Here is an 11,782-nt window from a genome sequence, read left to right as displayed (position 1 = left end):
CTGGTCGACGCGAGGTCCGGCAGGACCTCTAGGGCGGTAGCTCAATTGGCAGAGCAGCGGTCTCCAAAACCGCAGGTTGCAGGTTCGATTCCTGTCCGCCCTGCGCGTCAGCGCATGCTGACACACAGAAGACGATTCAGGTGGGGTCGATGGTCCAGGACGAGCCGAACGGCGACATCGTCGCCGCGAGCGACCGGCCGCGTGAGAAGAAGCCCAACTTCTTCCAGCGCATCGCCATCTTCATCCGCCAGGTCTTCGCCGAGCTGCGCAAAGTCGTCACCCCGACGCGGCAGGAGCTCATCAAGTACACCCTTGTGGTGCTGGGCTTCGTCGCAGTGATGATGGCCGTCGTCTACGGACTCGACGTGCTGTTCTCCTGGATGACGAACGTGGTGTTCGGCAGGCCGATGTCGTGATGCGCCGCTGACGCGCGCACACCGGCTCACACGAACGGAAGAGACACAAGTGGCGGAGAGATTCCACGAGGACGCCGACTGGGCGACGGCTGCAGAGCAGTCGAGCGAGGACGACGAGGCCCAGGAGGGCAGCGTGCTCGCGTCGCAGCAGCGCTCGTCGGAGCCGGCGGAGCACTCCGCACTGCACGTCGAGGAAGAAGAGGCGGATCCGGATGCGGACGCCGACGACGAGACGTATGACATCGAGGACCCGGAGGCGGACGCGATCGTGAACGACGCACTGCACATCGACGAGACGGCTGAGGCCGAGGCAGCGGCAGAGGTGCTGAACGACGACGCCGCCGAAGAAGCCGCCGAGCGCGAAGCCGACGCGGCCGACGAGGTCACGCCGTACGACGGCCCCGACGTGAACGGCGAGGAAGACCGTCCCGTGCTCGACGAGGACTTCGTCGCCGAGGTGGATGCCGCGGCCGACGTGGTCGACGACGTCGAGGCGTCCCTGGACGCCGCCGACGCGGCGAGCGAGCCGACCGACGTCGACCCGGCCGACGCCGAGGAGGACCCGTACGAGGCGTTCCGCGCCGAGCTGCGGTCGCTCCCCGGCAAGTGGTACGTCATCCACTCGTACGCCGGTTTCGAGCGCAAGGTCAAGGCGAACATCGAGCAGCGCAAGTCGACGCTCGAGGTCGAAGAGGACATCTACCAGGTCGAGGTCCCCATGGAGGACGTCGTCGAGATCAAGAACGGGCAGCGCAAGATGGTCACGCGCGTCCGGATCCCCGGCTACGTGCTCGTGCGCATGGAGCTGAACGAGGACACCTGGTCGGTCGTGCGTCACACGCCGGGCGTGACGGGCTTCGTGGGCAACGCCCACAACCCGACCCCGCTGCGCTCCGAAGAGGCGTTCAACATGCTGAAGTCGCTCGTCGAGGTCAAGGAGACCGTGCCGAGCAAGGGCGGCGCCGCCAAGGCGGGTCAGCCTGCGGCGCGCGTCATCCCCGCCGAGGTCGACTTCGAGATCGGCGAGACCATCACGATCAAGGAGGGCTCGTTCGCCGGCCTTCCCGGTTCGATCAGCGAGATCAAGCCGGAGAGCGGCAAGCTCACCGTTCTCGTCTCGCTCTTCGAGCGCGAGACCCCCGTCGAGCTGAGCTTCGACCAGGTCACCAAGATGATCTGACGCGCTCGACGCGTCCCACAGACACCGCACTCCGGAACCGCCGGAGATCGCGGGAGAGCGGATGCCGCATGGCATCCGATTCGCTGAAAGGAAACACAATGGCACCGAAGAAGAAGGTGACCGGCCTGATCAAGCTCCAGATCAACGCCGGTGCCGCCAACCCGGCGCCGCCGATCGGGCCCGCGCTCGGTCAGCACGGCGTCAACATCATGGAGTTCTGCAAGGCGTACAACGCGGCGACCGAGTCGCAGCGCGGCAACGTCATCCCCGTGGAGATCACCGTCTACGAGGACCGCAGCTTCACGTTCATCCTGAAGACCCCGCCGGCCGCTGAGCTCATCAAGAAGGCTGCGGGCGTCGGCAAGGGCTCCGCGACCCCGCACACGACCAAGGTGGGCAAGCTCACCGCGGAGCAGGTGCGTCAGATCGCTGAGACCAAGCAGCCGGACCTGAACGCGAACGACCTCGAGGCTGCCTCGAAGATCATCGCCGGCACCGCCCGTTCCATGGGCATCACGGTCGAGGGCTGAGGGGGATAACGAACATGGCTACCAAGTCCAAGGCATACCGCAGCGCCGCCGAGAAGGTCGCTGCCGACAAGTTCTACACGCCGGCCGAGGCCGTCGCGCTCGCGAAGGAGACCGGGTCGAAGAAGTTCGACTCGACCGTCGAGGTCGCGCTGAAGCTCTCGGTCGACCCGCGCAAGGCCGACCAGATGGTGCGCGGCACCGTCATGCTGCCGCACGGCACGGGCAAGACCGCCCGCGTCATCGTCTTCGCCAACGGCCCGGCCGCTGAAGCCGCCATCGCCGCCGGTGCGGACGAGGTCGGCGGCACCGAGCTCATCGAGAAGGTCGCCGGCGGCTGGACCGACTTCGACGCGGCCGTCGCCACGCCCGAGCTCATGGGCCAGGTCGGTCGTCTCGGAAAGGTGCTGGGCCCCCGCGGCCTGATGCCGAACCCGAAGACCGGCACCGTGACCCCCAACCCGGCCAAGGCCGTGGAGGAGATCAAGGGCGGCAAGATCGAGTTCCGCGTCGACAAGCACGCCAACGTGCACTTCATCGTCGGCAAGGCCTCGTTCACGGCCGAGCAGCTCGACGAGAACATCAAGGCCGCGCTCGACGAGATCGTGCGCCTGAAGCCGTCGAGCTCGAAGGGCCGTTACATCCAGAAGGGCGCCGTGTCGACCACGTTCGGCCCCGGCATCCCGCTGGACGTCAACGCCATCTGAGCCTGACCGCAGCAAGCGGGGTCCGCCTACGGGCGGGCCCCGCTTTCGCGTGCCAGCCGGCTTCACGACGCTCACGCCGTGGCGCGGACCTCGAACCCGCCGTCGCCGGTGGTCGCGACATCCTTCACCCGTGCGCCGGTGACATGCGATCCCGGCGGACCCTCGGCCATCCACGCGAGGATGTCGTCGACGCGCTCCGGCGTGCCCTCGACCTCCGCCTCGACGCTGCCGTCGCGGCGGTTGCGCACCCATCCGCTCACGCCCGCACGCTGCGCTTCGAGGCGCAGCGTGTAGCGATAGCCCACGCCCTGCACATCCCCGGTCACGATCACGTGCACACGCCGCATGCTCCCATGATGGCAGGGACGAACGCAGCCGATCAGTGCGCCGCGTCCGAGTCCTCGTCGTCCTCATGGGCTTCGCGGATGCGTCGGCCCGCCGCGATGTCCTTCTCCTCCTTCTTCTCGCGCTTGTCGCTCTGGCGGGTGTCACGCGCGGGGAGCTGGATGTCCTTCTCCGCAGGGATCCCGCCCTGCAGCTCGCGTCCGCGCTCGAGCTCCGCGTCGAACTCCGCACCGAACAGCAGGGCGAGGTTCGCGATCCACAGCCACAGCAGGAACACGATGACGCCGGCGAGCGAACCGTAGGTGCGGTCGTAGTGGGAGAAGGCGTTGACGTAGATCGCGAAGCCCACGCTTCCCACCGCGAGGACGACGATGGCGAGCACCGCGCCGAGGCTGATCCAGCGGAACCGCGGCTGCTTCGCGTTCGGCGTGGCGTAGTAGAGCACCGCGACGAGGAAGATGACGACGAACAGCAGCAGCGGCCACTTGACGATGTCCCACGCGGTGCGCACGCCCTGGCCCAGCCCGAGCGCTGCTCCCACCGCATCGGCGACGCCGCCCGACAGGACGAGCACGATCGCGACGATCGCCAGCGAGACGACGGCGATCAGGGTGACCAGCAGCTGCATGGGCCGCAGTTTCCAGAACGGCCGCCCCTCCTGGATCTCGTACACGCGGTTCATCACACGGCTGAAGGCGCCCACGTATCCGGATGCCGACCACAGTGCGACGACGATGCCGGTGATGAGGGCGAAGCCCGCGCCGGGCGCCTGGGCCAGCTGCTGGATCGGCCCCTGCAGCGCCTTCGCGGTGTCGCCCGGGGCGACGTCGTCGATGATCCCGAGCACGGCGTCTGCCGCGGCGTGACCCTGCCCCACGACGCCCAGCAGCGAGAAGATCGCGATGAGGGCCGGGAACATGGCGAGGACCGCGTAGTACGTCAGTCCGGCGGCGGCGTCCATGCACTGGTCGGCGGAGAACTCCCGCGCCGTCTTCCGCAGGACGTACTTCCATGAGCGCCTGTCCAGCTCGGCGGGCGTGTCGGGCTTGGCGCCGGCGTCTGCCGGCGGGGCGCCGTCGCCCTTCCGTCGTGATGTCGTGTCGCTTGTCATCTCGCCTCCGTCCCCTCGACAGTCGACCGGGCGCTGTCGCCCGCGGTGCGCATTTTCTCCGTGACGAGGGCGGGAGGAAGTGGGGCTTGCGCCGCACGCCGGCGTGTGCATGGAGGGTCGGAGGTGAGGCGGGGCAGTGACGGGCACCGGGCCGCCGGGGACCTACCGGGAGAACGCCAAGTGCACCGCGAGGCCGATCATCACGACGGCGATGCCGCCGTCGAGCACGCGCCAGGCGCGCGGGGTGGCGAGCCACCGGCCGAGAAGCCGGGCGCCGAAGGCGAGCCCGAAGAACCACCCCGCGCTCGCCGCGCCGGCGCCGAGTGCGAACCACCACCGCGCGTCTCCGTGTGTGTTCGCGACTGAGCCGAGCAGGAACACCGTGTCGAGGTAGACGTGCGGATTGAGCCATGTGAGCGCGAGGCAGGTGAGCACGACGGGCGCGAGCCCCGCAGGCGCCGCCACTGCCACCGAGCCCGTGGTGCCGTTCAGGGGCGCGTCGCGGGCGCCTCCGGCCGAACCGGGCGCGCCGAGTGCCGCGTTCTCCGCTGGACCGGCCGTCGCCGCCGTCAACGTGGACACGGAGGGACGGATCGCTCGCCGCAGCGCGAGCAGTCCGTACCCGAGCAGGAAGACGGCGCCGACCCATCGCACGAGCGTGACGAGCCACGGCAGCGCCTGCAGAGCGAGGCCGACGCCCGAGACGCCGAGCAGGATCAGGATGGCGTCCGACGCCGTGCAGATGAGCGCCACCGCCAGGATGTGCTCGCGGCGGAGTCCCTGCCGCAGCACGAAGAGATTCTGAGCGCCGATCGCGACGATCAGCGAGAGGCCGAGGCCGAGGCCGGCGAGCAGGGACGTGAACACTCTTCGACGCTACGAGCGCGGCCCCGTGAAGTACAGCTCACGGTTCTGAAGAAGCATTAGCATCGCTTCAGATGCGCATCCCGCCCGAACTCGCCGAAACCCTCGCCGTCGTCGTCGACGAGGGCTCGCTCGACGCCGCCGCTCGACGGCTGCATCTCACGCCGTCGGCAGTCAGCCAGCGGATCAAGGCGCTGGAGGAGCGCATCGGCCAGGTCGTGCTCGTCCGCGCGAAACCCGCGCGGGCGACCGATGCGGGCAACGCCGTCGTGCGATACGCGCGACAGCTCGCGCTGCTGGAGCACGACGTGTTCGATGTCGTGGACCCCGATCGCACCCGCACGAGCGTGCCGCTCGCCGTCAATGCCGATTCCCTCGCCACCTGGTTCCTCGCGCCGCTGGCGCGCCTGATGCAGCGGCATCCGCTCGTGTTCGACCTTCACCGTGACGATCAGGACTTCACCGCCGCGATGCTCGAGGAGGGCCGGGTGCTGGGCGCCGTCACGTCGCGAGCGCAGCCGGTGGCGGGATGCCGCGTCGTGGCGCTCGGCACGATGCGGTACCGGGCGGTGGCGAGCCCCGGTTTCGTCGCCGACTGGCTGCCCGACGGAGCGACGCCGGAGGCGCTCGCCGAGGCCCCGGTCGTCGAGTTCGATCGCCGAGACGACCTTCAGACCGCCTGGCTGCGCTCGCGTGGCGCGACGGAGACGCCGCCGCGGCACTATGTGCCGGCTTCGCATGACTTCGCGCGGGCCGTGCAGCTGGGGATGGGGTGGGGGCTGCTGCCGGGCTTCCAATCCGACACAGGACTCGCCGAAGGCAGCCTCGTGCCGCTCGGCGGCGACGCCGTCGACGTGCCGCTGTACTGGCAGCAGTGGAATCTGCGCTCGCCTCTGCTCGACGTCATCGCCGACGAGATCGTCGGCGAGGCGCGACGGGTGCTCGTGCAGTAAGGCGTCGACGATGCGGCTGCTCGTGCCGAGAACGACGGCGTCACCGCTCGAGGCGCGTCAGTCGCGCGGCACGATGTTCGTGGCGAGGGCCTGCAGCAGTCCCGAGAGGCGGGTGATGGAATCGTTCGGCCAGCCCTCGAGCGCTTCGTCCAGGCGGTCGACGAAGGGGAAGCGCACGGCCTGGAGCCGCTCTCGACCGTGCGCGGACAGCGTGATGAGGCGCACGCGGCCGTCGGCGGGATCGGGGGTGCGTTCGATGAGATCGAGCGCCTCGAGTTCGGTGACCGCGCGGCTGATGAGCCCCTTGTCCTGCTCCATGCGCTCGGCGAGCGTCGAGGCGCTGACCGGCCCGATGTGGTCGATCACGGTGAGGACCTTGAACGTGCCGGGCAGCAGGCCCGGGCTCACCCCGGCAGCCGCCTGCGCGTAGGCGCGGCGCATCTGGGTGAACAGCAGCGAGAACGCGCTCTCCAGCCCCCGCACCGCCTCGCGGCGATCATCCGGCTCCGGGGAGGGGTCCCGCTCGTCGGACACGTCGCCTCGCGCCGCAGCATCCGGCACTTCGCGCTGCACCGCAGCATCCGACGCGTCGCGCTGCCCCGCAGCATCCGGCACTTCGCGCTGCCCCGCAGCATCCGGCACGTCGCGCTGCCCCGCAGCATCCCGTAGCTCCGGCACGTCGCGCTCCGGGGAGGCGACCTGCACGGCTGCCGCCCCGGAACCCGTCGTCCTGGTCATCGGCTGTCCGGTCCCTCAGCGCGCTCGGAAGGGCCATCGACGGTGGTCACGCTGCCCGTGGCGGTGAGCACCTTCATGCCCTCGGGGACCGACACCGTGGCGAGATCCGCCTCGCCGGCCTGCATGCGCTCGTTGTTCGTCATGCGGGTCAGCGACTTGTTCGGGAGGAAGATGATCGCGAGCAGGCTCAGCACCGCGAACGGCACGCCGATGAGGAACGAGTGCGAGATGCCCTGGGCGTAGACGTCCTCGATCACGACACGCAGCGCGTCGGGCATGTCTGACACCTTCGGCAGTGAGCCCGAGCTGAGCTGGGTCTGCCAGTACTGCGCCTTGTCGCCGAGGCTCATGATGGCCTTGATGAGGTCGTCCTTGCGCTCGCCCATCAGGTCGACGACCTTGGCGGCGAGGGCGGCGCCCATGACCGAGACGCCGATCGTGCCGCCGAGGCTGCGGAAGAACGTGACGCCCGAGCTCGCGACGCCGATCTCGTTCGGTTTGCAGGTGTTCTGCACGACGAGCACGAGGTTCTGCATCGTCATGCCGACGCCCGCGCCGAGCAGGAACATGTAGAGCGAGACGAGCACGAAGTTCGTGTCGTAGTGGATCGTCGACAGCGTGTACGAGCCGGCGATCAGCAGCACGCCGCCGAGGATCAAGTACGGCTTCCAGTGGCCGTACCGCGAGATGAGCATGCCGATGAACACCGAGGCGAGCAGCAGGCCCGCGATCATCGGGATCGTCATGAGGCCGGCCTGGGTCGGCGTGGCGCCACGGGCGAGCTGCATGTACTGGCTCAGGAAGACGGATGCGCCGAACATCGCGATGCCCGTGGAGATCGACGCGACCACGGCGAGCGTGAACGTGCGGTTGCGGAACATCGACAGCGGGACGAGCGGCTCCTTGGCGCGCAGCTCGACGATGATGAACAGGATCGTGCCGAGGATCGCGCCGCCGACCATCCAGACGGTGGTGAAGCTCCACCAGTCGTTGCCGTGCCACCAGTCGCCGGCGGTGTCGGTGCCGGCGTTGCTGACCCAGATGAGCAGCAGCGAGACGGCGGCCGAGAGCAGCACGATGCCGAAGTAGTCGATCGAGACCTTCCGCTTGGCGACGGGGGAGAGGTGCAGCGTCTTCTGGACGATGATCAGGGCGAGGACGGCGACGGGGATGGCGATGTAGAAGTTCCAGCGCCAGGTCCATGCGTCGGTGATGACACCGCCGAGGAGCGGCCCGCCCACGGTGGAGACGGCCATGACGGCGCCGAACAGGCCCATGTACTTGCCGCGCTCGCGGGGGCTCAGGATATCGGCCATGATGACCTGGCTGAGGGCGGCGAGGCCACCGGCGCCGATGCCCTGGACCGCGCGGCAGGCGATGAGCATCTCGGGGTTCATCGAGAGGCCTGCGGCGGCGGTGGCGACGACGAAGATGACGATCGCGAGCTGGTAGAGCACCTTGCGGTTGACGAGGTCGGCGAGCTTGCCCCAGATGGGCGTCGAGATCGCTGTCGTCAGGAGGGTCGCGGTGATGACCCAGGTGAAGGCTTCCTGGTCGCCCTTGAGGTCGTGGATGATGACCGGCAGCGAACTGGAGACGACGGTCGATGCGAGCATCGACACGAACATGCCGAGGATGAGGCCCGAGAGCGCCTCGAGAACCTGGCGGTGGGTCATGGCCGGCTTCATGCCGGCCGAAGAGGGAGTTGTCATGCGAGCCCTTCGCGATCGAATGGTGAACCGCGACATCGTCGGCGCGAGCAGTTGATTCAGGTCAACAGTTGAGAAGCGTCAACTATATGATCAATCGTTGATCGTTGTCAACTATTCCCCGGGCGGTCGTCCGACGACGCTTCGGGCAACGCGTCAGTCGGCGAGAGCGAGGGCGCGATACGCCTGGCGGGCGGGGGCGGGATGCGTCCGCCGGTGCAATTCGTCGATGAGCGCCGTGGCGAGCCGGACGAGCCCCGCGATCTCGGCGTCGTCGCGTTCGACCCAGGCACAGCGGGGTTCGTCGTCGACGGGGACGAAGCCGTCGTGCTGCTCCCAGGCGACGAGGGTGCGCTCGGCGCCGATCACGTGCTGCTGCCACCACACCTGCCTCAGGTACGAGCGGGGGATGGTACGCCACGCCTTGTTGGTGGTCTTGATCTCGGCGAGGATGACTCGGCCGGCCGCATCCACCGCCAGTCCGTCGGGCGTCGCGAGGTGACGCGGTTCGACGACGGCGCGGAACAGCGCTGACGACGGCCGGATGCCGTGGGTCGCCGCGACCCACGCGGCGATCTCGGGTTCGCGTCGGCGGCCGTGGTCGGTGTAGGCGTTGCCGGTGAATCCGCTGCCGCGGAGCTTGGTGTCGGCGGCGCGCGCGATCGCCCGTTCACTGGTCAGTGTCGCCACGTCAGTGGCCGTGATGCCCCGGGATCGGGCGCGGAGCCAGCCGACGCGATCGCGGGAGTCCGCGATGATGCGTTCGGCGAGTTCCGGGGTCACTCCTCGAGGGTACGCCTCACATGCGACGATGCCCGCTCGCGACGCGGGGAACCGGGGGTTGCGGTATCGGCGGAGAGTGGCAGGGTCGAGTCATGGACGTCATGACGAATGAGCAGTTCCGGGCGGCCGAGGGAGTCGGCGAGTGGCGTATGGCCGACGACAGCGTGACCACGCAGTTCCGGACGGGGGACTTCGCGACCGGGGCGCGCCTGTTCGCGGTGATCGCCGAGCTGGCCGAGGCGGCGAATCACCATCCCGACGTGGAGGTCACGTATCCCGCCGTGCGGGTGCGACTGACGAGCCACGACGCCAACGGCGTGACGCAGAAGGACGCGGAGCTCGCCGCGGCGATCTCGCGCGCGGCGCACGAGCTCGGCATCGACGCCGACCCCGCCGCCGGCGACTGAGTCTGCGACACGCACCCCGCTTCTCGCGCCGGCATGGCTCCAACGGTGCGCCCCGCTCACGACACGGCTGCCTCTTCGCGTTCGATCCGCAGATCGTCGATCCGCAGATTCTCGTGCAGGAGCGGGCGCAGGAACAGCGAGCGCTTCTCGAGTCCGGTGACGCCGTCGTCGATGATCTGCGACAGGAAGTCGGAGAACCGAACGAAGACCCGCGCCGTTCCGCGATCTACGTGCGCCTGACCGGTTCGCCCCTCGGTGATCTGCGCCTGCCGCCGACGCGCCGTCGGAGTCGGTTCCGGGCGCGGTGGAGCGATCCTGCGGTGGGTCTCCATCGCCGATCCGGGTCGATCGAGCGGGGCGCGCGGACCTCGGGGAGCCCGTCCACCATGCGGATCTCCCACCCGCTGGTGTCGATCGTGCGATGGTGCCACCAGCAGAGCGGGACTCCGTTATCGACGTGGGTGGGCCCGCCCTGGGCATGCGGAATGACATGGTGCACCTCGCACCACGGCGCGCGCACGTGGCAGCCGGGGATGACGCATTCGCCATCGCGCGCGTTGATCGCCCGACGCTGATGCGGCGTGAAGGTGCGGTTCGGGGAACCGAGTTCGATGATGCGGCCGTCGCTGGCGAGGACCATGTGCTGGGTGCCCGCGTTGCAGGCGGCATGCCGGGCGACGAAGGCGGGGACGGTGCAGTCGGTGCCGTTGATGAATCCGACACCGTCGTCGCGATCGATGTCGTCGGCGTCGATGGTGATGACCACGGCTGGTGCTGCTCCACCGATGGTGGGCATGTCAGCGGAGCGGCCGGCCACACCGAGGATCATGGCGAGCACGTCATGCAGCTTCTGCGGGTGCGTGCGGGTATCGACCGGTTCGTCGGGACCCTCGGCGCTCTCACGGAATCGCACCCCGGCGGTGCCGGCGCCTTGGCCGCTCGCGTCGCCGGCGGAATCGTTGCCGATGGAGGCGTCGGTGGCGGCGGTGTCATCTGGGAGGCTGTCGCCGGCGGAGGAGTTGGTGGCGCCGACGCCATCTGCGAAGCTGTTGCCGGAGGCATCGGGAAGGTCGTCGACCCGCGGATTGAGCACCGCGTCGGCGATCAGCCGGAACTGTTCATAGACCTCGGCGAGAACGCCTCCGCGGACGGCGCGGATGCCGTCGCGTTCGGGGCCGAACGAGATCCCCCGCTTCAGCGCGGCGCGCTCGTGCACAGGCAACGCCCCGTCTGGGTCGAGGACGAGTTCCCAGACTTTCGCCTGCAGGCGGGTGTCGTCGGCGGTGCACGCCGTGGCCCCATCTTCGCTCTGACCAGTGGATGCCGCTGTCAGTTCGTACTCGGCGGCGGCCCATTGCATCGGATCGCACCGCTCGGCGATGGGCGAGAGCACGCTGGTCACCGCCGCGATGCTGTCGAGGCCGATGGCGCCGTCGGTCATCGCCTCTCGGACCGAGGGGAAGAGCGCGGGAAGCGGCTCACCGGTGAGTGTCCTCCGTGTGGCGACCGCGCGGCCCTGCCGCATCCGGGCGCGAGCCGTCGCCGACGAGACGCGGGTGATGCGGCACAGCATCTCGACCGCGTTCGCGCAGCCGTGGCGTGCCGACAGCCGCTCCTCGCCGAGCTCGGGGCGCGACCGTTCGTCGATCTCTGCAGCTGCGGTGACCCGCAGAGCATCGGCACGTCGCCCCACCGATTCAGTGAGATGCCCGAAGGTGATCAACTGCTCCTGTGTCATCGCCTGCGCGATGTCATCGGTGAGCGTGTCACGCACGTCTTCACCCAGCAGTTCGTCGAGCCGCGAGAGCGACTCGAGCAGGTCTGCCGGTGTCTTGTTCATACTCCCATCATGTCGCCGACCTCCGACATCGGAATTTGGCGATCCCCAGATCACGTGCCATTTCTGTGGATAACCGCCCGACGGTTGCGCTTGTGGAGGAAGTGTTGAACTTCCCACGTTCGCCGAGTGGGCAGAGCCCCTGCCAATGCCCGCGCTACTCGCGGGAAGGGGTGACCCCCGATCGTTGAGCGAGCGAAGCCGG

General features: G+C 68.9%; 13 protein-coding genes and 1 tRNA gene. 7 read left to right on the top strand and 7 right to left on the bottom strand.

Features of this window, described 5'->3' with window-relative positions; genetic code table 11:
• Positions 1 to 30 precede the first annotated feature (30 nt).
• From AC3RX1_RS12205 to rplA, 5 genes are all read left to right on the top strand, one after another.
• A tRNA-Trp gene (locus tag AC3RX1_RS12205) sits at positions 31 to 103 on the top strand.
• A gap of 46 nt (positions 104 to 149) precedes the next feature.
• Entirely contained in the window at positions 150 to 416 is a 267-nt protein-coding gene (secE, locus tag AC3RX1_RS12200; RefSeq protein WP_491501512.1) for a preprotein translocase subunit SecE, read from the top strand.
• A gap of 49 nt (positions 417 to 465) precedes the next feature.
• Entirely contained in the window at positions 466 to 1,596 is a 1,131-nt protein-coding gene (gene nusG / locus AC3RX1_RS12195) for a transcription termination/antitermination protein NusG (protein WP_491501511.1), read from the top strand.
• A gap of 98 nt (positions 1,597 to 1,694) precedes the next feature.
• The gene (gene rplK / locus AC3RX1_RS12190) at positions 1,695 to 2,126 is read left to right on the top strand and encodes a 50S ribosomal protein L11 (protein ID WP_491501510.1); all 432 of its coding nucleotides are present in this window, start codon (positions 1,695 to 1,697) and stop codon (positions 2,124 to 2,126) included.
• A 14-nt stretch (positions 2,127 to 2,140) separates the two neighbouring features.
• Entirely contained in the window at positions 2,141 to 2,830 is a 690-nt protein-coding gene (gene rplA, locus AC3RX1_RS12185) for a 50S ribosomal protein L1 (RefSeq protein ID WP_491501509.1), read from the top strand.
• A gap of 71 nt (positions 2,831 to 2,901) precedes the next feature.
• Here the strand turns inward: rplA and AC3RX1_RS12180 are convergent, their stop codons facing one another.
• From AC3RX1_RS12180 to AC3RX1_RS12170, 3 genes are all read right to left on the bottom strand, one after another.
• On the bottom strand, positions 2,902 to 3,177 hold the full coding sequence (locus tag AC3RX1_RS12180) for an acylphosphatase (protein ID WP_491501508.1): 276 nt from the start codon (positions 3,175 to 3,177) through the stop codon (positions 2,902 to 2,904).
• A 32-nt stretch (positions 3,178 to 3,209) separates the two neighbouring features.
• Entirely contained in the window at positions 3,210 to 4,286 is a 1,077-nt protein-coding gene (locus tag AC3RX1_RS12175) for a YihY/virulence factor BrkB family protein (protein WP_491501507.1), read from the bottom strand.
• A 162-nt stretch (positions 4,287 to 4,448) separates the two neighbouring features.
• The gene (locus tag AC3RX1_RS12170; protein WP_491501506.1) at positions 4,449 to 5,153 is read right to left on the bottom strand and encodes a LysE/ArgO family amino acid transporter; all 705 of its coding nucleotides are present in this window, start codon (positions 5,151 to 5,153) and stop codon (positions 4,449 to 4,451) included.
• Between the two features lie 71 nt (positions 5,154 to 5,224).
• Between AC3RX1_RS12170 and AC3RX1_RS12165 the strand changes: the two genes are divergently transcribed.
• A complete protein-coding gene (locus tag AC3RX1_RS12165) occupies positions 5,225 to 6,103 on the top strand; it encodes a LysR family transcriptional regulator ArgP (RefSeq protein WP_491501505.1) in 879 nt (292 codons plus the stop codon).
• 57 nt (positions 6,104 to 6,160) lie between these two features.
• Here AC3RX1_RS12165 and AC3RX1_RS12160 read toward each other — a convergent pair whose 3' ends face one another.
• The 3 genes from AC3RX1_RS12160 to AC3RX1_RS12150 form a co-directional block, all read right to left on the bottom strand.
• Positions 6,161 to 6,841, bottom strand: a complete 681-nt coding sequence (locus AC3RX1_RS12160; RefSeq protein WP_491501504.1) for a MarR family winged helix-turn-helix transcriptional regulator — start codon at positions 6,839 to 6,841, stop codon at positions 6,161 to 6,163.
• Positions 6,838 to 8,553, bottom strand: coding sequence for an MDR family MFS transporter (locus AC3RX1_RS12155; RefSeq protein WP_491501503.1), 1,716 nt, complete (start codon positions 8,551 to 8,553; stop codon positions 6,838 to 6,840). Before AC3RX1_RS12155 ends, AC3RX1_RS12160 begins: the two co-directional genes overlap by 4 nt.
• 153 nt (positions 8,554 to 8,706) lie before the next feature.
• Positions 8,707 to 9,333 (bottom strand): YqaJ viral recombinase family protein, encoded by a 627-nt coding sequence (locus tag AC3RX1_RS12150; protein ID WP_491501502.1) that lies wholly within the window; start codon positions 9,331 to 9,333, stop codon positions 8,707 to 8,709.
• A gap of 92 nt (positions 9,334 to 9,425) precedes the next feature.
• On the opposite strand from AC3RX1_RS12150, the gene AC3RX1_RS12145 reads away from it, so the two are divergent.
• Positions 9,426 to 9,740, top strand: a complete 315-nt coding sequence (locus AC3RX1_RS12145; protein ID WP_491501501.1) for a 4a-hydroxytetrahydrobiopterin dehydratase — start codon at positions 9,426 to 9,428, stop codon at positions 9,738 to 9,740.
• A 226-nt stretch (positions 9,741 to 9,966) separates the two neighbouring features.
• Here the strand turns inward: AC3RX1_RS12145 and AC3RX1_RS12140 are convergent, their stop codons facing one another.
• Positions 9,967 to 11,580, bottom strand: a complete 1,614-nt coding sequence (locus tag AC3RX1_RS12140; RefSeq protein ID WP_491501500.1) for an HNH endonuclease signature motif containing protein — start codon at positions 11,578 to 11,580, stop codon at positions 9,967 to 9,969.
• Between the last annotated feature and the right edge of the window lie 202 nt (positions 11,581 to 11,782).

Source organism: Microbacterium altimontanum (genome assembly GCF_058349865.2).
Note: the sequence above shows the minus strand (reverse complement) of the source record. Positions and strands in the feature narration are given on the sequence as shown.